Origin of the sequence: Streptococcus sp. HMSC074B11, assembly GCF_001808705.1 — a bacterium.
Taxonomy (GTDB): domain Bacteria; phylum Bacillota; class Bacilli; order Lactobacillales; family Streptococcaceae; genus Streptococcus.
The window spans coordinates 120,935-140,732 of record NZ_KV794260.1 but is presented as its reverse complement, the minus strand read 5'-3'; the positions used below and the strand labels follow the sequence as shown (position 1 = coordinate 140,732).

The following is a 19,798-nucleotide window of genomic DNA, read 5'->3' as shown; positions in this document are numbered from 1 at the left end:
AATAGGTAGCAGGTTTTTTATTCACTATCTATCAAAAGTTCTTTTGGTTGTTTAAAGAGGAGATTGCTGGAAGCAAGTGCCATAACTAGTACCACTAGAACTAATCCAAGTACAAAAACGATAGCAAAGTCTGATGGTTGAATGGAAATATCGAGACTAGAAAGTGTTTTGCTAAAGCCGTCAACTTCTGCACCACCACCGAGATTGGAAGCTTGTGCAGCCTTACTTGCCTGCTTGGCCACATCTGATGTGACATTGGCAAGAACTGTATTCCCAATTGCTCGAGCAGTATAGTTGGCTAGGAAGTAAGCTGAAATTAGTGCTGGAATTGCAATCATAAGTGCTTCTGTGATAAATTGACCTAGAATACTTGCTTGTTTTAGACCAATTGAAAGGAGAATTCCAACCTCTTTACGACGGGCGTTAATCCATAGTGTCAATAAGAGAGCAAGTAGAAGAACAGAGAAGCTCAAGCTACCCCAGAAGAGAAGATTAGCCATCTTGTACATGCCTGAGATAGATTGTTCAAGGGCAGGATAGTTAGAGGAACTCTTAATCAAGCTATACATCTTCCAGTTGATACCGTTGATAGATCCTAATTCTTGCATGACACTATCTAGGTTCTTATCCCCAGCTACAAAGAAGGTAGCATCTCCATAAATAGCTGTATCTTCTGTATAACCATAGAGTTGGGCTGCTGTGTGAATATCTGTGATAGCTGTATTCTCATACAGTTCTTGTGAGTAGGTCACAGCAGATTTGTTGTGTCCATCAAAAAGTCCTTTGATAGTGACTTCTACTGTTTCCTTAGCTCCTTTCTCATTATCGGCATCGTAGATATTGGAGTTGAGTTTAACCTTATCTCCTACCTTCCATCCATGCTTTTCTGCCAAATCTTTATGCATGAGAATCTGGTACTTGTCGTCATTGGTTAAATGCTCACCTTCGACCAGTTTGTAAGAGCCTGATACAAATTTATCTTCCTTAGAAGAGTCATTGACACCTGTTATCATCAAACTACTACCAAAACGTTGAGCTCGATCAGCCGTTAGATTTTTCTTGGTTTCAGGCGTTTCGATCAGTTCATAGCCTGTCAAATCACCGATAGCATTGATCCGTTTGATGTAGGACTCAATAGCCTTATTCTCGGTAATTTTTTTGATGTCCTCACCCTTAATATTCCCAGCACCACGTGGAGTTCCTTGATTGACCCTGCGGTTGATTTGCATGGAGAAACTATTGGTGATATTTTTAAAGGTTTCTTGAGAAGCCTTGGCTGTCGCACCCTTGATAGACAAGCCGACCAAACTCAAACTAGCCATCAAGAGAATGATAAGAAAGATCACAATAGACTTAAAGAATTTTCTTGTGACGTAGGCAAATGCGTTGTGTAACATAAGATTCCTTTCTAGATTTACTTCGCTTATATGTTTTTATATTTCTTTATTTCCCTTAAATAGTGCGGACGGGAGCAACTTCATTTTAGAATTTCATCCCTAATTTTTGAGCCATCTGTCTCAAAAATCCCGTCCTAGATAATAACAAAGTTATTATCTAGGATACCACTATAGCGGGAAATAACTGTTTAAGAATCACTTCGTTTATAATTCCTTAATAGTTTACTAAAGCAATTCCAAAAGTTTAAGAAGTAGACTCTATTTTTCAGTCAGTTTCTTGTCCTTCAATTCAAGTGTAATATCTGACGCCTGTGCCACTTCCTTACTGTGGGTCACAACAATCACACACTTGCCTGTTTTCTCAGCAAGAGATTTGAGCAAATCGATAATATCTCCAGCAGTCTTAGGATCTAGGTTTCCTGTTGGTTCATCTGCTAAAATCACTGGTGCTTCCGATACAAGGCTACGAGCAATGGCAACCCGTTGTTGCTGTCCACCTGATAATTGGAGAACATTCCGCTTGATTTGACTTTCATCTAAACCAAGTTCAAGAAGGGTATCCTTGCTAGCTTTTTTATTAACCAAGCGGATATTTTCCAATGGAGAAAGATAATCAATCAAGTTATAGTTTTGGAAAACTAGCGAGATATGGTGCATGCGATGATAAGAATAACCTTGTTCACGAATATCCTTGCCTTCGAATAGGATAGCACCTTCGACTGGGCTATCTAGTCCTGCTAATAGAGATAAGAGTGTTGACTTCCCAGCTCCTGATTCTCCGATAATACTATAAAACTTGCCAGGTTCAAAATCGTAATTGATTTTATATAATACTGCTTCTGCAGTGTTCTTGTAACGATAAGTAAGATCTTGTAATTGTAGTAAAGTCATAATTTCTCCTTTATTAACTGATGGATGATAAAATTTCTTTCGGTGATTTTCTAAATAAAAATAGGAAACAAAGTGCAACTGACAAGCAGCTGATTATAAGTAGGAAAATATAAGATTCTCCAAATGATAGAAGACTTGTTGAAAAATTAGTCGCTTTTGCTAGCGTATCTTGTAGGGCAGCTTGGTCACCGCTTGCTAGTACAGTCTTCAAGAGATAGGAAGTAATGGCATTTCCAGCTACAAATGCCGGCAAAATAGATACCAATGAAACTATGATGACTTCTAGGCAGAATTGGCTAAAGATTGCTCCTTTTCCCTTACCTAGTGCCAATAAAATACCAACCTCGTAGACTCTCTCTCGTAACCAAAGTGACAAGACCAAGATCAGCGCTCCTACACCAGCAATCATAATGCCATAGAGGAAAATCTGTAGGAAGGTTTGGAAGGTCGAAACTGAATCCTTTATTTGTTCAAAAGCCTTATTTTCCTTTTCAACTTGATAACCTTTCGTTTCCAGAGATAACTTTTCAACCTCTTGAATGATACTATCCATATCTTTTGGATTTTCTAGATAGAAACGAGCGGCGCTAACTTGAGCTTCCTTATTTCCAAGAAGAGTTTGGCTACTTTCGTAGTCTGTATAGACCGTGTTTTCACTAAAGTCTGATGAGAGACCGGTAAATTTCTCTTGTTTTTGACCTGAGAAAATACCTACGATTTCATAGTCTAGCCTTTGTCCACTATTTCCTTCAACTTGAGCAGGATTTAAGCTAATCTTATCTCCTACTTTTAGATTGTTTTTATTTGCTAAATCTTCGTGGATTAAGATTTTTTTACTATCCCCTTTTTGGATATGTCTTCCTTCTTTAAGGGTAAAGGCAGAACTTGTAAAAGAAACGTCCTTGGAAGAATCTTTCAAAGCAATTAAACTGATGAGATTTTTTTCAGCCTCTGTCAAATCATCTCTTTGGATACTTTGTTCTCCAGTAACCACTTCTTTGTCAGTCAACTTAGCTATTGTCTCAAGCTCTGGGGAAATCTCCTCAAGACCTTTTATCTTTTTAAGCTCGTCTAGTTGAGACAGTTGAAAGGTCTGATCTGCTTCTATTCTTTTAATCGAAAAAGACGTATTCAATGAGCGATAGAGATTATTTTCTACTGTTTTGTTAGACTTCATGAGCGTCAGACAAGCCGATATTCCAGCCAATAAGACAAATAAAATCAGGAATAATATGAGACTTCTCAGTCGTTTTCTGCTGACGTAAGCCCAAGCTCTTTGAGTGGGATTCATATAGCACCTCCATATTTGTAAAACCATTATAATATTCAAATATGAAATGTTTATGAAATAAGAAAAATTTTTGAAATAAAATAAGCCAGTATTTCTACTGACTTTATATTTATAAATCCCCCAGATTAAAACAGAGAAAATGCAGCAACTAAACCAGACAGGATGTTAGCTAGTGCATGTATGATCCAACTTGTTAAAATGGATCCTCCAGCTTTCTTTTCATTAACAAAACCAAGATAAGCTGCTATTGCTCCAGTAAAAAATATAATGAAAAAAGTGACTTCTAAACTTACTACTGAAGTAAATAATACTCCATGAAGCAATCCAAAAGCGATAGCCTGTATCGTATTTGCAAAGACAAACGGCATGTGATTTGCCATTCGTTTCAGTAGAAATCCTCTAAATAGCAGTTCCTCTGGCAAAGATGTTTGCAAAATACTGTAAATTAGAATACTTGGTAAAGCCTTATAGCCCATACCAGAAAAAGCCGAAGTAGCCGTTTCTATACTACGTGTTAGAGGAAAGACAAACATATAAAAAATAGTAAATAAGAGAAACCCAACAATTATCCATGAGATCAGATCAGAATCTTTAACCCTTTTAATAGATTTTAAACCAATCCATTCTATAAATGGGACTTTCCCCCTCACAGTCAGAAACCACCAGATAGAAGGTAGTAAAATAATAAAGAGAATTTGAATAAAGGCACTTATGATTCGTTGAAGTTCATTAACCATCGTAATCCTCCTTTACATTTTTGAAATACCTATTTTAAATCAGGAAATACAAGTCTTTAACTATGAAAGCTTTCCCGATAATTACCGTTATAAACTAGGATAGATTAAACTTTTCTACACTACTCTCTCTATTTTTTTAAAACTAATTTCTTTTCCTTCTTTTTTATCTATATTGTAACACTTTTTAAAAGAAAACAAAAAACATACAAAAAACTATCTTGTATGTTTTTCACTATACCTATTTCAAAAAATAAAGAGCTAGCCGAAGCTAACTCTTTTCCTATGCGGAGAGAGGGACTTGAACCCTCACGACCTAAAGCGGTCACAGGATCCTTAGTCCTGCGCGTCTGCCAATTCCGCCATCCCCGCGTCGATTACTTTACTAGTATATCAACTTTCAATAACTTTGTCAACACTTTTTTCAGATTTTTTTCAGTTTTTTTGAATACATTATTCTTTGATTTCAACTAGATTTTCATCAAGGAGTTTCGCTCCTAATGTATTCTTAAAATGTCCAAGTGCAAACTGATGGTTTTCAGGCCAAATAGATGCGACTGCTGGCTTGACAACTTCTATCTGATACCCGAGATTATAGGCATCGATAGCCGTATGCAAGACACAGATATCTGTAAGAACACCTGTTAAGATAACTGTATCCACGCGACGCTCTCTCAGACGGATATCCAAATCTGTGCCAGAAAAAGCCGAATAGTGACGTTTGTCCATCCAGAAAACACGACTATCCTGGGCCTGTTCCTGATAAAATTCAGCTAACTTACCATATAGATTACGCCCGCTAGTCCCAATCAGATTATGAGGGGGAAATAGTTTACTTTCTGGATGAAATACATCATTTTCCTCATGAGCATCAATGGTAAAGAAAATATAATCTCCACGGTCAAATGCTAATCTAGTTACCTGATTGATTGCTTCTGATATTGCTTGAGCAGGAGCTCCTGCTGTCAATTTTCCATGATCCGCTACAAAATCTTCTGTATAGTCAATCGAAATTAAAGCCTTAGCCATTAATAGTCCCTCTTTTTCACTTCTTCAAAAATATCTGGGATTAAAACTTTTAGATAAGTTCCCTTCATACCCAATGAACGACTTTCAATAATCCCTGCTGATTCGAGCTTCCGAAGAGCATTGACAATCACTGAACGCGTAATACCGATACGGTCTGCAATGACTGAAGCAGTTAATTGTCCTTCATTGCCTTTCAATTCACCCAAAATAGCTGATACTGCTCGTAACTCAGAGTAAGAAAGGGTGTTGACTGCCATCGTTACGGCTGTACGACGACGGATATTTTTCTCGTCTTCTTCACGTTGGAAGTTCAAAAGCTGAATACCAACCACCGTACTAGCAATCTCAACAAGAATCAAATCCTCATCTTCGAATTTCTTATCATTACGCCAGATAATCAAAGATCCCAAACGAATCCCAGAAACATGGATTGGAGCAATGGTTGTCAAACCTTCTGCGAAATCTGCACGACTCTCAACTGGAAAGATGCTTAATTCGTGATCTACAGTCAGATTTGCTTCTGTATCGTAAATCATATTTGCACCTTGAATATAGTCCTCAGGAAAAATTTTTGATTGGAAAAATTGCTCTACACGATCATTATTAGTCTTGTAGCGCATAAAATATCCTAAAAGACGTCCCTTACTATTTAGGATACAAGCGTTGCAATCAATAATATCCGCTAATTGGCGTGTGATGGCATTATATGGAAGATCATCTTGTAATTTCTCCTCTGCACGCTTCAGGATAGACGTAATTTTTCTCGTTTTTTCTAATAAATGTGCCATTTTTCACCTCGTATTTAATCGCTTCCATTATATCATAAAATGACCATTATTTCAATAATTATCTGAAAATTGTTTATTGAATTGCAATTCATGACTGTTCGAAAATTTTTACTAGTTTTTTAAATTTTTTTATTGACAGGTCCCTAAATTTTTGATAATATAATATTACAAGATAACAAATATATAAATCTATTTTCTCGTATGAAACTTTTCTTGACTCTCGGTCTCCTTATATATAAAAGCGATCCACCTCAGTGAACCGCTTTTTTTATTATTTATCACCCTTGTTACGGATTACAAAACCAGTTTTCTTCTCGCTTGAAGTATTGCGTGGTTTTTTATTATCCTTACGGTAACGGTTTTCCTTCTCAAATCGGTCGTTTTTACGACTGCCTTTTTTGAAGTCATCTCGACGTTCACCACGTCGATTGTCGCGACGGCGATCTCGATCGCGACGGTCATCTCCACGACGACCTCCCTTACCTTTGCCACCAAAGCCACCACCAGATGGTTTAAATGGTAACGGTTTTTCACGTGCAATCTCAACCTCAGGAAGACTATCTGGGTCTTGAACAGTTAAGCTGAGGATATACATAGCCAATTCTTCAGGACTGAATTCTGAGGCTAATTGACGAGCATCCTTGCCAAACTTCTCAAAGTTGCCACGGATTGTCTCATCTGCAAAATCACGTTCAATTTTCTTAAGAGCCACTTGTTTTTTAGCTTGGAAAGCTTCTTCTGCACTTGCAGGTTTGAGACCTTTCATACGTTTCTTAGTCAAGTTCTCAATGATTTGGAGGTAACCCATTTCATTAGGTGAAACGAAGGTAATAGACTGACCTGACTTACCTGCACGCCCTGTACGGCCAATACGGTGAACATAACTCTCAGGGTCTTGAGGAATATCGTAGTTATAGACATGAGTCACACCTGAAATATCCAAACCACGAGCAGCCACGTCTGTTGCAACTAAGACATCAAGGTTGCCATTTTTAAAATCACGAAGGACACGAAGTCGTTTGTTTTGGTCCAAATCTCCATGAATCCCTTCTGCACGGAAACCACGGATTTTAAGCCCACGAGTCAACTCATCCACACGACGTTTAGTACGACCGAAGACGATTGACAACTCAGGTTGATCAACATCCATAAGACGAGTCATGGTATCAAATTTTTCTTGTTCCTTAACGCGGATATAGTACTGGTCTACCAGTTCTGTTGTTAATTCTTTAGCAGCAATTTTCACATGCTCAGGTTCTTTCATGAACTGAACACCAATACGTTTGATAGCATCTGGCATAGTTGCTGAAAAGAGCAAGGTTTGACGATTTTCTGGGACACGAGAGATGATGGCTTCGATGTCTTCGAGGAATCCCATGTTCAGCATTTCATCTGCTTCGTCTAAGATCAAGGTTTCAATATCCTGCAATTTCAAGGCCTTGCGTTTAATCAAGTCTAGGAGACGACCAGGCGTTCCAACTACGATATGCGCACCTGATTTAAGAGCCTTGATTTGTTTTTCAATGCTTGATCCACCATATACTGAGCGGACTTTGACTCCCTTGCTTCGACCAAAGCGGAAAAGCTCTTCTTGGCTTTGAACAGCCAGTTCACGAGTTGGGGCAATCACCAAAGCTTGGATAGTTGCTTCTTCTGTACGAATTTTTTCAAGGGTTGGTAAGCCAAAGGCTGCTGTTTTACCTGTACCAGTCTGTGCTTGACCGATAACATCTTTTCCTTCAAGAGCCAAAGGAATAGTTTGCTCTTGGATAGGACTTGCTTCTACAAATCCTGCTTTTTCAATTTCTGCCAATAAATCAGCAGAAAGGTTAAATTCATTAAATTTCACGTTATTCTTCTTTCTAAAGATGGTGCGAAGCCATCCTATAGCGCTTAGTTTATACTTTTCTTGTCATGACGTACTTTCACATCTTTTATGAAAGACCGTGTTGCTTCTTTTCCACAAAAGAAAAGTACTGCTTTCTTTGCAACCTATCTAGTATAACATAAGAGAGGGGCAAAAGATAGTCTAACCTCCCGATTAAATCATGTAAACGATTTTCTTTCGATTTGCTTCACTCAAAAAGTATTTGTTAGAGCATTCGGTTCCTGAAACTATTTTCCGTAGCAGATTTGTGCAAAAGTTTTTTTCTTGTGCTAGAATGAAAATCGAACAGGAGGAATAAAAATGTTAACATACGATTTAATTGTTATTGGATTTGGTAAGGCAGGTAAAACTCTGGCTGCTAAGCTGGCTTCTGCTGGTAAAAAAGTTGCCCTTATCGAACGTAGTAAGGCGATGTACGGCGGAACTTGTATCAATATCGGTTGTATCCCAACTAAAACCTTGCTAGTTGCTGCTGAGAAAGACTTGCCATTTGAAGAAGTCATTGCTACCAAAAACACTATCACTGGTCGCCTTAACGGTAAAAATTATGCTACGATCGCTGGTACTGGAGTTGATATCATTGATGCTGAAGCTCACTTTGTTTCTAATAAAGTCATCGAAATTCAAGCTGGTGACGAAAAACAAGAACTAACTGCTGAAACAATCGTCATCAACACTGGTGCTGTTTCAAACGTATTGCCTATTCCAGGACTATCTACTAGCAAGAATGTCTTTGATTCAACTGGTATCCAAAACTTGGAACAATTACCAGAAAAACTCGGAATCCTTGGTGGTGGAAATATCGGTCTTGAGTTTGCTGGGCTCTACAATAAACTTGGAAGCAAGGTAACAGTCTTGGATGCTCTAGATACTTTCCTACCTCGCGCAGAACCTTCCATTGCTGCTCTTGCTAAACAATACATGGAAGAGGACGGCATTGAACTGCTTCAAAATATCCATACTACTGAAATCAAAAACGATGGTGACCAAGTTCTTGTTGTGACTGAAAATGAAACCTATCGTTTCGATGCCCTTCTCTACGCAACAGGACGTAAACCAAATGTGGAACCTCTTCAACTTGAAAATACAGATATTGAACTAACTGAACGTGGTGCTATCAAGGTGGACAAACATTGTCAAACAAACGTTCCTGGTGTCTTTGCAGTTGGAGATGTCAACGGTGGACTTCAATTTACCTACATTTCACTAGATGACTTCCGTGTTGTTTACAGCTACCTTGCTGGTGATGGCAGTTACACACTTGAAGACCGTCTCAATGTTCCAAACACTATGTTTATCACACCAGCACTCTCACAAGTTGGTTTGACTGAAAGCCAAGCAGCTGATTTGAAACTTCCATATGCTGTTAAGGAAATTCCTGTCGCTGCTATGCCTCGTGGTCACGTAAACGGAGACCTTCGTGGAGCCTTTAAAGCTGTTGTCAATACTGAAACTAAAGAAATTCTCGGTGCAACTATCTTCTCTGAAGGATCACAAGAAATCATCAACATTATTACTGTTGCTATGGACAACAATATCCCATACACTTACTTCACAAAACAAATCTTCACTCACCCAACCTTGGCTGAGAACTTGAATGACTTATTTGCGATTTAAGTTGAAATTTCATCGCATCAAACAGCCCTCCTTGGGCTGTTTTTCTTTTTCTAAAATCTCAAATCTGTCTTTTTCAGCATTTATGATATAATAGAAACATGAAATTAAAAACTACTTTGGGCCTTCTTGCTGGGCGTTCTTCTCATTTTATTTTGAGTCGTCTTGGACGTGGAAGTACTCTCCCTGGAAAACTTGCCCTTCAACTTGATAAAGATATTTTACAACATTTAGCGAAGAACTACGAGATTGTTGTGGTTACTGGTACCAATGGAAAAACCTTGACGACCGCTCTCACTGTTGGTATCCTAAAGGAAATTTATGGTCAAGTTTTGACCAATCCAAGTGGTGCCAACATGATCACAGGGATTACAACTACCTTCTTGACTGCAAAATCTTCAAAAACTGGAAAAAATATAGCAGTACTTGAAATCGACGAAGCTAGTCTCTCACGTATCTGTGACTACATCCAGCCTAGCCTTTTCGTCATCACCAATATCTTCCGCGATCAGATGGACCGCTACGGTGAAATTTATACGACCTACAACATGATTTTGGACGCTATTCGAAAAGTTCCTACTGCTACTGTTCTTCTAAACGGTGATAGTCCGCTTTTCTACAAGCCTGCAATTTCAAATCCTGTTCAGTATTTTGGTTTTGATCTAGAAAAAGGTCCAGCAAAGCTTGCTCACTACAATACTGAAGGTATCCTCTGCCCTGAATGTCAAAGTATTTTGAAATATGAGCTAAATACATATGCCAACTTGGGAGCTTATATCTGTGATAATTGTGGATGCAAGCGTCCTGAGCTGGATTATCGTCTGACTGAACTGGTTGAATTGACCAACAATCGCTCTCGCTTTGTCATCGACGGTCAAGAATACGGTATTCAAATCGGCGGTCTCTACAACATCTACAATGCTCTGGCTGCGGTTGCTATTGCTCGCTTCCTCGGAGCTGAGCCACAACTTATCAAGCAAGGTTTTGACAAGAGCCGTGCTGTCTTTGGACGCCAAGAAACCTTCCATATCGGTGACAAGGAATGCACACTGGTTCTTATTAAAAATCCTGTTGGTGCTACCCAGGCCATCGAAATGATCAAGCTAGCTCCTTACCCATTTAGTCTATCTGTTCTCCTCAATGCTAACTATGCTGATGGGATTGATACCAGCTGGATTTGGGATGCTGACTTTGAGCAAATTACGGATATGGACATTCCTGAAATCAATGCAGGTGGAGTTCGTCATTCTGAAATTGCTCGTCGTCTACGTGTTACTGGCTATCCAGCTGACAAAATCACTGAAACAAGTAGCCTGGAACAAGTTCTCAAAACAATCGAAGCTCAAGACTGCAAGCATGCCTATATCCTTGCGACATATACGGCTATGCTGGAATTTCGAGAATTACTAGCCAATCGTCAGCTTGTTAGAAAGGAGATGAACTAATGGTTTATACTTCACTTTCCTCAAAAGACGGCAATTATCCTTACCAACTAAATATCGCCCACCTCTATGGGAATCTCATGAACACCTACGGGGATAATGGAAACATCCTCATGCTCAAGTATGTGGCTGAAAAGCTGGGTGCTCACGTAACAGTTGACATCGTTTCTCTCCATGATGATTTCGATGAACATCACTACGATATTGCCTTTTTCGGCGGTGGCCAAGACTTTGAACAAAGTATCATTGCTGGTGATTTGCCTGCTAAAAAAGAAAGTATCGACAACTTTATCCAAAATGATGGTGTCGTCCTTGCTATCTGTGGTGGCTTCCAGCTATTAGGCCAATACTATATTGAAGCTTCTGGAAGACGCATCGAAGGTCTTGGTGTCATGGGACACTATACCCTTAATCAAACTAACAACCGCTTCATCGGTGACATTAAAATTCATAATGAAGAGTTTGATGAAACCTACTATGGCTTTGAAAACCACCAAGGCCGCACCTTCCTCTCAGATGACCAAAAACCATTGGGGCAGGTCGTATACGGAAACGGAAATAATGAAGAGAAAATCGGTGAAGGCGTTCACTATAAAAATGTTTTTGGTTCTTATTTCCACGGGCCTATCTTATCTCGTAACGCCAACCTAGCCTATCGCTTGGTCACTACTGCTCTTAAGAAAAAATATGGTCAGGACATTGTTCTACCAACTTACGAGGATATCCTTAGCCAAGAAGTTGCTGAAGAATACAGCGATGTTAAAAGCAAGGCAGACTTCAATTAATATTTAGATTCCAACATGCTATTAGCTGTTGGAATTTTTTTAGTTTCTTTTCCCCTTCTCCCTTGCATTTTCTACTAATTTTTGCAAAAATAGAGGGGTAGAAAGAAGGTAACATATGTCTAAATTACAACAAATTGTAACATATCTCGAATCTGAAAAGTTAGACGTCGCAGTCGTATCTGACCCCGTCACTATCAATTACCTCACTGGCTTTTACAGTGATCCACACGAACGCCAAATGTTCCTCTTTGTCCTTGCAGACCAGGAACCACTTCTCTTTGTTCCAGCCCTTGAGGTTGAGCGTGCAACTAGCACTGTCTCTTTCCCAGTTGTTGGTTATGTGGACTCTGAAAATCCTTGGAAGAAAATTCAAAATGCTTTGCCACAACTTGATTTCAAACGTGTAGCAGTTGAGTTTGACAATCTCATCTTGACTAAATACCACGGTTTGAAAACTGTCTTTGAAACTGCTGAGTTTGATAACTTAACTCCATTGATCCAACGTATGCGCTTGATTAAATCAGCTGACGAAGTGCAAAAGATGATGGTTGCAGGTGTTTACGCCGACAAGTCTGTTAAAGTTGGTTTTGACAATATCTCTCTTGATAATACGGAAACTGATATCATTGCGCAAATCGACTTTGCTATGAAACGTGAAGGCTATGAAATGAGCTTTGATACCATGGTCTTGACTGGTGATAATGCTGCGAATCCACATGGTATTCCTGGAGCCAATAAGGTTGAAAACAATGCACTTCTCCTCTTTGACCTCGGTGTGATGGTCAATGGCTATGCATCAGATATGACTCGTACAGTCGCTGTTGGAAAACCTGACCAATTCAAGAAGGATATTTACAACTTGACTCTAGAAGCTCAACAAGCTGCCCTTGACTTTATCAAACCTGGTGTAACAGCTCATGAGGTTGACCGTGCGGCTCGTGAAGTAATCGAAAAAGCTGGCTACGGTGAGTACTTCAACCACCGTCTCGGTCATGGTATCGGTATGGATGTCCACGAATTCCCTTCAATCATGGAAGGAAACGACATGGTCATCGAAGAAGGCATGTGCTTCTCAGTTGAGCCTGGTATCTATATTCCTGGTAAAGTCGGTGTCCGTATCGAAGACTGCGGTGTTGTAACGAAGGATGGCTTCGACCTCTTTACAAGTACCAGCAAAGATTTACTTTATTTTGATTAAAAAGTATATTTTAAAAAAAGATGGAAAAGAATAACTTTTCCATCTTATTTTTTGATTTGATAATAAATTTTATCAGCGATATAACCTTTTCGTTCAACTGCATTAGGAATCATCTTCCAAAAAGTCATACCCGCCTTTTCCATCACACGACCAGAGGCGGGATTTAAACTTGCATAGCAAGCATCAACCTCTTCAAATCCAATCTCATCTAAACAGTATGATAAAATTGCCTTCAAGGTTTCTGTCATGAGTCCTCGTCCCCAGTAGTTCATTCCTAAGATATATCCAATCTCACAGCTAGATTTTTCTTCATCCATACTGACCAGACTAATATCTCCAATGACATAGTCTGGATTTTCTTTGAGACAAATGGCCCATTTGTAATAGTTAGGATTGTCATAGGATGCTACCCAATTGCCAATAGAGTTTCGAGTCTGTTCGACATTCAGGTGTGGATCCCAAGTCACATAAGTTAGATTTTCTGAGCGTGAAGCCCAATTATCAAACATGGCTTGAGCATCAGTTTCACAAAAGCGTCTCAATATCAACCGTTCGGTATGTAATGTCTTTGTACCTATGGATTTCATAATCGTAACTCGCTTTCTATTTGAATGTTCAAGCTAAAAAGGTCCACTGGACCTTCTTAGTTTTCTTATTTCTAGGATCAGGGTAAAAACACTTTACTCATAAACATTGAGAAAACAACAGTTTCCTCTAATTTTATGACGCAGTAGCTGTCTGGCTTGAAATGCACTTTAGCAAGCTTTTTCAAGCCTAGTCAGCCTTGCGGGGGTGAGACTACGAAATCGAACTCTTCGAGTTACCGACCTGCCTCGTTTCCCTATTTCTAGACTCGGGGTTCAAGGTCCACTGGACCTTCTTCTCTTTCTCATTTCTAGGTGAAAGGGTAAAAAGTCCCCCGGACTTTCCTCGCTTTTCTATTTTCAGGCTCAGGGTAAAAAGACTATACTCAGTAACAGATATAAAACAATTTTTTCATCTAGTTACTTGACGCAGTCGCTGTCTGGCTTGAAATGCACTTTAGCAAGTTTTTTCAAGCCTAGTCATCGTTGCGGGGGTGAGACGACGAAATCGAACTCTTCGAGTTACCGATTTCTGTCTCACTCCCAAAACGTATCAAACACTGTGATTGGTAAGTGGCGTTTGTGTTGGCCTTTGTACCACCATTTTTCAATGGTTGCTTGGGCTTCTTGGCTGACTTGCTTACCTTCGAGGTAATCATCAATTTCATTGTAAGTAACTCCTAAAGCTACTTCGTCTGCAATACCTGGTTTTTCTTCTTCCAAATCTGCTGTTGGGATTTTTTCATAGAGGGCTGGATCAGCTCCAAGTTCCTTCAAGAGTTGTTTCCCTTGGCGTTTATTGAGGCGATAAAGCGGGAGAATATCTGCACCACCGTCACCAAATTTGGTAAAGAAACCTGTGATATTTTCCGCAGCATGGTCAGTCCCGATAACTGCTCCACTATGAGCTCCTGCGAGTGCATATTGAGCAATCATACGACTACGAGCCTTGATATTCCCCTTGTTAAAATCTGAAACAGGACTGCCTGTTGCTTCCACTGCTGTTGTCATAGCATCAGCAGATTCCTTGATATTAACGACCAAGCTCACATCTGGTCGGATAAAAGCTAGGGCTTTTTGAGCATCTGCTTCATCAGCTTGCACTCCATAAGGCAGGCGTACAGCGATAAATTTATAACTGTTATCACCTGTTTCAGCTCGCATTTCTTCCATAGCTAGCTGAGCCAAGCGTCCTGCCAAGGTCGAATCCTGTCCTCCAGAAATTCCTAAGACAAATGTCTTTAAAAAAGGATGTTTTTTCAGGTATCTTTTTAAGAAATCAACAGAACGACGAATTTCCTCCTGTGGATCAATCACAGGCTTTACTCCTAATTGTTGAATAATACTTTCTTGTAAGGTCATTCTTCTTCTCCTTCACCTAGAGCTTCCTTACGCATCTTATCAATCAAGTCCATCTTATCTTGCCATACATCACGAGCCAAGTCGACAGGGTAATGTTGTGGGTTCAGGACACGTTTGTATTCGTCCCAGAGCTTGTCAAATTCCTTACGAGCATAGGCTTGAATTTCAGGTAAACTTGGTAAATCATAGACTAGCTTACCTTCCTTGAAAATGTCTACCAAGAGAGGAACAGCATCAAAATTACGGACAGTTTTCTTGATGTAAGTATAGGTTGGATGGAACATCTTGATTTCAGTCATACTAGCAACATCGACACCATCATAGGTAATGTAGTCACCTTCTGACTTGCCTTTTTCACGACTGGTGATGCGCCAAACTTGTTTCTTACCTGGTGTTGAAACCTTCTCTGCATTGTTTGAAAGTTTAATGGTATTGCGCATATGACCATTCTCATCTTCGATGGCAACAACCTTATATACTGCCCCAAGTGCTGGTTGGTCATAGGCTGTGATGAGCTTAGTTCCTACCCCCCAGACATCAATCTTAGCTTTTTGCATTTTGAGGTTAAGGATGGTATTTTCATCAAGGTCATTTGATGCGTAAATCTTAGCATCAGTAAATCCTGCCTCGTCCAGTTGTTGACGAACTTTTTTAGAAATATAGGCGATATCTCCAGAATCAATACGAACACCAAGGAAATTAATCTTGTCACCAAGTTCACGCGCAACCTGAATTGCTGCTGGAACACCGATCCGAAGAGTATCGTAGGTATCCACTAGGAAGACACAGTTTTTGTGAGTTGAGGCATAAGCCTTGAAAGCCTGATAGTCATTCCCATAGACTTGAACCAAGGCATGGGCGTGAGTCCCTAAAACCGGAATCCCAAAGAGTTTACCTGCACGTACATTACTAGTTCCATTGGCACCACCAATGACAGCAGCACGAGTTCCCCAGATAGCTGCATCCATCTCTTGCGCACGACGTGTACCGAACTCCATCAAAGGCTCATCTTCAATGACTGAACGAATACGAGCAGCCTTGGTCGCAATCAAGGTTTGAAAGTTGACGATATTTAAAAGTGCTGTTTCAACCAACTGACACTGAGCCAAAGGTCCCTCCACTTGAACGATCGGTTCATTAGCAAATACTAAGTCCCCTTCTTGAGCAGAACGTACAGTCAATTCCAACTTGAGATTACGGAGATATTCCAAGAAGGCGCCGTGATAACCAAGTGATTCCAAATAAGTTATATCGCTATCTGAGAAACGCAAGTTTTCAAGGTATTTCACAATTCGTTCCAAACCTGCAAATACAGCATAACCATTTTTAAACGGTTGTTGGCGGAAATAAACTTCAAAAACCGCTTTCTTATTATGAATCCCTTGGTCAAAGTAAACCTGCATCATGTTAATTTGATACAAATCCGTGTGCAATGTTAAACTGTCATCTGGGTACATATACTGTCCTTCTTCCTTATTTGTAAAAAGAAGAAAATAATTCTTCTTTTCTCATAAATTAGTACTATTATAACACATTTTATCGATATTGATAAAAAGCTAACAAGCTATTCTATGCTCTCGAACTCATCCATATCCTTCTCATACTTCTTCTGAGCCCATTCACCATAACTTTTCAAACCTAAGTTTCCAAGGAAGACCCAAGGAAGATAAAAGAGATAGGTAAAGCCCCAAGCAGAAATGTATTTAAGATGTAGAGGGTTGTGTTGATAAATTTCGATATTGAACTGGTAGTTTTGTAGCATCAAGGTAGCTGTAATCACTAGAGTTAATAACAGGCATCCTAAAATTGTAAAATGAAAACGACTATAGTAGGTCACACCTAGACTTCTAGCACGATTGATAAAGTAAAAATTCCCTATGATAATAATAGCGAGAATCATGCTAGGATTAAAAAGGCTTGGTGCTAACACTGATATGAAATAAGCTAGAAACAATAATCCGATAGAAATATGAAAACTCTCTGCACCAGCTTTATGAAGTTGTTGCTCTTCTCTTTCATCTAATAATTGATAATAATAAAATTTATTTTTCATCTTCTTCCTCCCAAACTTGCTGATTTCTGCGATTCAAGTATAGGATAACTCGGTCCATAGAATAACTCCCAACGAGATAGATGATAACTGCTAGAACCACTTTTAGGGAGTACTTCCAAGTCAATAGACTGACCAGCTCCTCGTGATTTCCTACGATATCAATCAATAAAATCACTATAGAAAATCCCAAAGCAGATAAAACTCTTTCTTTTCCAGTATTCTCTACAATATCCCGAATATCAATTCCTACATACATGCGGCGAATAATGGCATACAAACCAACTCCGATCAATAAAAGTAATTCTGGCAAATAGGACAGAAGTGTTAAATTGAAAATATAAACTTTGGCAAAAATTTCCAGTGCCAAAAATAGGTACATTCCCAAGAGAATTTCTCCTGAAATATTTCCATCCAATTTTTCCGTACGTTCATCTTTGATAACAAGTTTTTTTCTATTTTTCATCTTCTTCCTCCCAAAATAATTGATCTAAAGTTTTACCTAAGCATCTGCAAATGGACTGGCAAATGGAAAGACTAGGATTGTACTTTCCAGCTTCTATCAAGCCGATAGTCTGCCTAGTGACACCCACAGCTTCTGCCAAATCACCTTGTGTCATATCAAGCTCTACTCGAGCGAGTTTTAATTTTAAATTCTTAGCCACTTCTTACCTCCTTTTAGATTTTAAAAAGTTGCGCTTCTTTCTAAGTTCATTATATCATATATTTTACATTATGCAATATATATCTGTCGTTTTGTGCGATTTTTTTAACAAAAAATTCTACCACTTACATGATAGAGAGTTCTCTGTTTACAAATCTTTGTGATAATAGTGCCTTTGTCCAGTATACGGATAGTCTTTTAAGGTAAAGACTTCCTTGTAGCCCTGCTTTTGATAAAAGGCTGGCGCTTGAAATTGATAAGTATTCACAAAAGCAAAGCGACAGTTTCTCTTTTTAGCTTCACTCTCTGCTTGCTGCAATAGTTGGGAGCCGATTCCTTGTCCTCGCAAGTCTTCTTTCACAAATAAATACTCGATTTCTAGCCAATTCCCAAAGGTCTCTGCTACTAAACCAGCCAGGAGTTGACCATGTTCATCTTCGACATAAAGGTTTAGTGGCTCACTTTCAGAAGTTTCTCTTTTGGAACGATTATAGGAGCGAATCAAATCCCCTATCTCCTGTGCTTTCTGGGACTCTGTATTCTCCAATCTAATGTGCATCAAACCCTCCTCCAAGACACTTACGCCTTGATTATATTCCTATTTTAAAGAACTGTCAAACTAAAAAAACTCACCAACCTAAGTTGATGAGCTTCTGACTTATTTTCTAAACTTCCATTGGCTATAAATACCAAATGCAACAATCCAGATTGCTGAACCTCGAGCTCCCATTACAGTTGATTCTTGTAAAAAGAGGGTTCCAAATACAAAGATAAAGAAGAGCATTGTTAAAGGATTTAGCAAGCGATATTGAGGCATGAGATAGCCATCCGACATAAAGTCTTTAGACTTACGATATTTGAGATGGGCTACCATGATCAAGATGTAGATAGCGATATAAACACCTGATGAAGAAGCTGTAATCAAAGCAAAGGCATCTGATACGCCTGGAAGGACATTGATGAAGGCTGCAAAACCAATCAATACGGCAGAAGCAATGATAGCATTCTGAGGAACGTTGTGACGTGAGAGTGTATCTGCCTTAATAGCTTTCAAGAAACGATTTGGTGAATCATGGGCAATTTGGTACAAATGACGACCTGTTGAGTACAGGGTTGAATTCAAGGCTGATGCAGCTGAAGTCAAAACTACAAAGTTAATTAAAGCTGCCGCCCACTTAAGACCAACAAGTTCAAATACCGTTACAAATGGTGAATCTGCTGCAGAAAGCTCACGCCAAGGAATAATAGACATGATGGCTAAGAGAGCTCCACCATAGAAAAAGATAATTCGCAAGGGAATTTCCTTAACAGCCTTAGGCAAGACTTTTCTTGGATCCTTGGTTTCAGATGTAGTAACACCGATAAATTCAATCATCAAGTAAGCAAAGAAAACCATCTGGAAGGCCATGACAAAGTTCATAGCACCATTTGGGAAAAGTGAGAAGTGTTCACTGATATTGGCAAGACTTGCTGAACCATATGGAGTTTCAAAACCGGTCAAGACAAGAAAGACCCCTGTTGCAATCATGGCGAGAATGGCCACAATTTTGATCATAGCAAACCAAAATTCTACTTCACCAAAGATTTTAACAGCAATCAGATTGACCAATCCCAAAATTGTCAGAAATACAACCTGAATCAACCAAGATGGCCAGGATGGAAACCAAAACTGAACATAGTGAGCAATAGCCGTAATCTCGGCCATTCCGATAAAGACTACTGAGAGCCAGTATGACCAGACTGAGAAGTAACCCCAGCCCTGACCAAGATAACGGGTAATAAAGTTGATAAAGGTATGTTGCTCCGGATCTTGGTACAACATTTCCCCGATAGCACGCATCATAAGATACATAAAGCCACCTGTAATCATATAGACCAAGACGATTGACGGACCTGTCAAACTAATGGAACGTCCAGCTCCTAGAAAAAGTCCTGTTCCAATTGTTCCTGCAATCGCCATAACCTGAACATGGCGATTGGTTAACCCACGTTCCATTTTATTTTTCTTTTTGTGCTTATTTTCTGAATTCATATAGTCTCCTCTAGTTTTTAGAATTAAGAAAAGGAGTGATGGGAAGCGC

At 39.3% G+C, this 19,798-nt stretch carries 19 protein-coding genes and 1 tRNA gene; 4 read left to right on the top strand and 16 right to left on the bottom strand.

The annotated features are described in order from the left end of the window. Nucleotides 1-17: 17 nt before the first annotated feature. From vex3 to HMPREF2619_RS03790, 8 genes are all read right to left on the bottom strand, one after another. The gene (vex3, locus tag HMPREF2619_RS03825; protein WP_070459165.1) at nucleotides 18-1,397 is read right to left on the bottom strand and encodes an ABC transporter permease subunit Vex3; all 1,380 of its coding nucleotides are present in this window, start codon (nucleotides 1,395-1,397) and stop codon (nucleotides 18-20) included. A gap of 258 nt (nucleotides 1,398-1,655) precedes the next feature. Further along, on the bottom strand, nucleotides 1,656-2,288 hold the full coding sequence (gene vex2 / locus HMPREF2619_RS03820; protein ID WP_006150586.1) for an ABC transporter ATP-binding subunit Vex2: 633 nt from the start codon (nucleotides 2,286-2,288) through the stop codon (nucleotides 1,656-1,658). A 13-nt stretch (nucleotides 2,289-2,301) separates the two neighbouring features. Further along, nucleotides 2,302-3,579, bottom strand: a complete 1,278-nt coding sequence (locus HMPREF2619_RS03815; protein WP_070459163.1) for an ABC transporter permease — start codon at nucleotides 3,577-3,579, stop codon at nucleotides 2,302-2,304. 125 nt (nucleotides 3,580-3,704) lie between these two features. Further along, on the bottom strand, nucleotides 3,705-4,316 hold the full coding sequence (locus HMPREF2619_RS03810; protein WP_070459161.1) for a CPBP family intramembrane glutamic endopeptidase: 612 nt from the start codon (nucleotides 4,314-4,316) through the stop codon (nucleotides 3,705-3,707). 283 nt (nucleotides 4,317-4,599) lie between these two features. Next, a tRNA-Leu gene (locus tag HMPREF2619_RS03805) sits at nucleotides 4,600-4,685 on the bottom strand. An 81-nt stretch (nucleotides 4,686-4,766) separates the two neighbouring features. Then, the gene (locus tag HMPREF2619_RS03800) at nucleotides 4,767-5,342 is read right to left on the bottom strand and encodes a cysteine hydrolase family protein (RefSeq protein ID WP_070459159.1); all 576 of its coding nucleotides are present in this window, start codon (nucleotides 5,340-5,342) and stop codon (nucleotides 4,767-4,769) included. Beyond that, nucleotides 5,342-6,130: a GTP-sensing pleiotropic transcriptional regulator CodY gene (codY, locus tag HMPREF2619_RS03795; protein ID WP_000940719.1), complete on the bottom strand. Its 789-nt coding sequence runs from the start codon at nucleotides 6,128-6,130 to the stop codon at nucleotides 5,342-5,344. The genes HMPREF2619_RS03800 and codY overlap by 1 nt, the downstream gene beginning before the upstream one ends. Nucleotides 6,131-6,401: 271 nt before the next feature. Next, a complete protein-coding gene (locus tag HMPREF2619_RS03790; protein WP_070459156.1) occupies nucleotides 6,402-7,979 on the bottom strand; it encodes a degradosome RNA helicase CshA in 1,578 nt (525 codons plus the stop codon). A 339-nt stretch (nucleotides 7,980-8,318) separates the two neighbouring features. Between HMPREF2619_RS03790 and HMPREF2619_RS03785 the strand changes: the two genes are divergently transcribed. The 4 genes from HMPREF2619_RS03785 to HMPREF2619_RS03770 all read left to right on the top strand — a co-directional run bounded on the left by HMPREF2619_RS03785 (nucleotide 8,319) and on the right by HMPREF2619_RS03770 (nucleotide 13,057). Continuing rightward, a complete protein-coding gene (locus tag HMPREF2619_RS03785; protein WP_070459153.1) occupies nucleotides 8,319-9,635 on the top strand; it encodes an FAD-containing oxidoreductase in 1,317 nt (438 codons plus the stop codon). Between the two features lie 98 nt (nucleotides 9,636-9,733). Then, nucleotides 9,734-11,077, top strand: coding sequence for a lipid II isoglutaminyl synthase subunit MurT (gene murT, locus HMPREF2619_RS03780; protein WP_070459150.1), 1,344 nt, complete (start codon nucleotides 9,734-9,736; stop codon nucleotides 11,075-11,077). Next, on the top strand, nucleotides 11,077-11,859 hold the full coding sequence (gatD, locus tag HMPREF2619_RS03775; protein ID WP_070459148.1) for a lipid II isoglutaminyl synthase subunit GatD: 783 nt from the start codon (nucleotides 11,077-11,079) through the stop codon (nucleotides 11,857-11,859). The genes murT and gatD overlap by 1 nt, the downstream gene beginning before the upstream one ends. A 115-nt stretch (nucleotides 11,860-11,974) precedes the next feature. Further along, a complete protein-coding gene (locus HMPREF2619_RS03770) occupies nucleotides 11,975-13,057 on the top strand; it encodes a M24 family metallopeptidase (RefSeq protein ID WP_070459145.1) in 1,083 nt (360 codons plus the stop codon). A 44-nt stretch (nucleotides 13,058-13,101) separates the two neighbouring features. Here the strand turns inward: HMPREF2619_RS03770 and HMPREF2619_RS03765 are convergent, their stop codons facing one another. The 8 genes from HMPREF2619_RS03765 to HMPREF2619_RS03730 all read right to left on the bottom strand — a co-directional run bounded on the left by HMPREF2619_RS03765 (nucleotide 13,102) and on the right by HMPREF2619_RS03730 (nucleotide 19,749). Next, the gene (locus HMPREF2619_RS03765) at nucleotides 13,102-13,644 is read right to left on the bottom strand and encodes a GNAT family N-acetyltransferase (protein WP_070459143.1); all 543 of its coding nucleotides are present in this window, start codon (nucleotides 13,642-13,644) and stop codon (nucleotides 13,102-13,104) included. Nucleotides 13,645-14,178: 534 nt separating this feature from the next. Beyond that, complete coding sequence (gene nadE, locus HMPREF2619_RS03760) at nucleotides 14,179-15,003, bottom strand: ammonia-dependent NAD(+) synthetase (RefSeq protein ID WP_070459141.1); 825 nt, start codon at nucleotides 15,001-15,003, stop codon at nucleotides 14,179-14,181. Next, nucleotides 15,000-16,460: a nicotinate phosphoribosyltransferase gene (locus HMPREF2619_RS03755; protein ID WP_070459139.1), complete on the bottom strand. Its 1,461-nt coding sequence runs from the start codon at nucleotides 16,458-16,460 to the stop codon at nucleotides 15,000-15,002. Before HMPREF2619_RS03755 ends, nadE begins: the two co-directional genes overlap by 4 nt. A 107-nt stretch (nucleotides 16,461-16,567) precedes the next feature. Continuing rightward, entirely contained in the window at nucleotides 16,568-17,056 is a 489-nt protein-coding gene (locus HMPREF2619_RS03750) for a DUF6773 family protein (RefSeq protein WP_070459137.1), read from the bottom strand. Further along, complete coding sequence (locus HMPREF2619_RS03745) at nucleotides 17,046-17,519, bottom strand: DUF6773 family protein (protein ID WP_070459134.1); 474 nt, start codon at nucleotides 17,517-17,519, stop codon at nucleotides 17,046-17,048. Before HMPREF2619_RS03745 ends, HMPREF2619_RS03750 begins: the two co-directional genes overlap by 11 nt. Then, nucleotides 17,509-17,718: a helix-turn-helix transcriptional regulator gene (locus HMPREF2619_RS03740; RefSeq protein WP_070459132.1), complete on the bottom strand. Its 210-nt coding sequence runs from the start codon at nucleotides 17,716-17,718 to the stop codon at nucleotides 17,509-17,511. The genes HMPREF2619_RS03745 and HMPREF2619_RS03740 overlap by 11 nt, the downstream gene beginning before the upstream one ends. A 147-nt stretch (nucleotides 17,719-17,865) precedes the next feature. Next, nucleotides 17,866-18,276, bottom strand: coding sequence for a GNAT family N-acetyltransferase (locus HMPREF2619_RS03735; protein ID WP_083279582.1), 411 nt, complete (start codon nucleotides 18,274-18,276; stop codon nucleotides 17,866-17,868). Nucleotides 18,277-18,375: 99 nt separating this feature from the next. Next, entirely contained in the window at nucleotides 18,376-19,749 is a 1,374-nt protein-coding gene (locus tag HMPREF2619_RS03730) for an amino acid permease (protein WP_070459129.1), read from the bottom strand. Nucleotides 19,750-19,798 lie beyond the last annotated feature (49 nt).

What these genes read in the sequence shown, in the direction of transcription:
- vex3 (WP_070459165.1), bottom strand. Translation starts at nt 1,397, where the DNA reads ATGTTACACAACGCATTTGCCTACGTCACAAGAAAATTCTTTAAGTCT.
- vex2 (WP_006150586.1), bottom strand. Translation starts at nt 2,288, where the DNA reads ATGACTTTACTACAATTACAAGATCTTACTTATCGTTACAAGAACACT.
- HMPREF2619_RS03815 (WP_070459163.1), bottom strand. Translation starts at nt 3,579, where the DNA reads ATGAATCCCACTCAAAGAGCTTGGGCTTACGTCAGCAGAAAACGACTG.
- HMPREF2619_RS03810 (WP_070459161.1), bottom strand. Translation starts at nt 4,316, where the DNA reads ATGGTTAATGAACTTCAACGAATCATAAGTGCCTTTATTCAAATTCTC.
- HMPREF2619_RS03800 (WP_070459159.1), bottom strand. Translation starts at nt 5,342, where the DNA reads ATGGCTAAGGCTTTAATTTCGATTGACTATACAGAAGATTTTGTAGCG.
- codY (WP_000940719.1), bottom strand. Translation starts at nt 6,130, where the DNA reads ATGGCACATTTATTAGAAAAAACGAGAAAAATTACGTCTATCCTGAAG.
- HMPREF2619_RS03785 (WP_070459153.1), top strand. Translation starts at nt 8,319, where the DNA reads ATGTTAACATACGATTTAATTGTTATTGGATTTGGTAAGGCAGGTAAA.
- murT (WP_070459150.1), top strand. Translation starts at nt 9,734, where the DNA reads ATGAAATTAAAAACTACTTTGGGCCTTCTTGCTGGGCGTTCTTCTCAT.
- gatD (WP_070459148.1), top strand. Translation starts at nt 11,077, where the DNA reads ATGGTTTATACTTCACTTTCCTCAAAAGACGGCAATTATCCTTACCAA.
- HMPREF2619_RS03770 (WP_070459145.1), top strand. Translation starts at nt 11,975, where the DNA reads ATGTCTAAATTACAACAAATTGTAACATATCTCGAATCTGAAAAGTTA.
- HMPREF2619_RS03765 (WP_070459143.1), bottom strand. Translation starts at nt 13,644, where the DNA reads ATGAAATCCATAGGTACAAAGACATTACATACCGAACGGTTGATATTG.
- nadE (WP_070459141.1), bottom strand. Translation starts at nt 15,003, where the DNA reads ATGACCTTACAAGAAAGTATTATTCAACAATTAGGAGTAAAGCCTGTG.
- HMPREF2619_RS03755 (WP_070459139.1), bottom strand. Translation starts at nt 16,460, where the DNA reads ATGTACCCAGATGACAGTTTAACATTGCACACGGATTTGTATCAAATT.
- HMPREF2619_RS03750 (WP_070459137.1), bottom strand. Translation starts at nt 17,056, where the DNA reads ATGAAAAATAAATTTTATTATTATCAATTATTAGATGAAAGAGAAGAG.
- HMPREF2619_RS03745 (WP_070459134.1), bottom strand. Translation starts at nt 17,519, where the DNA reads ATGAAAAATAGAAAAAAACTTGTTATCAAAGATGAACGTACGGAAAAA.
- HMPREF2619_RS03735 (WP_083279582.1), bottom strand. Translation starts at nt 18,276, where the DNA reads ATGCACATTAGATTGGAGAATACAGAGTCCCAGAAAGCACAGGAGATA.
- HMPREF2619_RS03730 (WP_070459129.1), bottom strand. Translation starts at nt 19,749, where the DNA reads ATGAATTCAGAAAATAAGCACAAAAAGAAAAATAAAATGGAACGTGGG.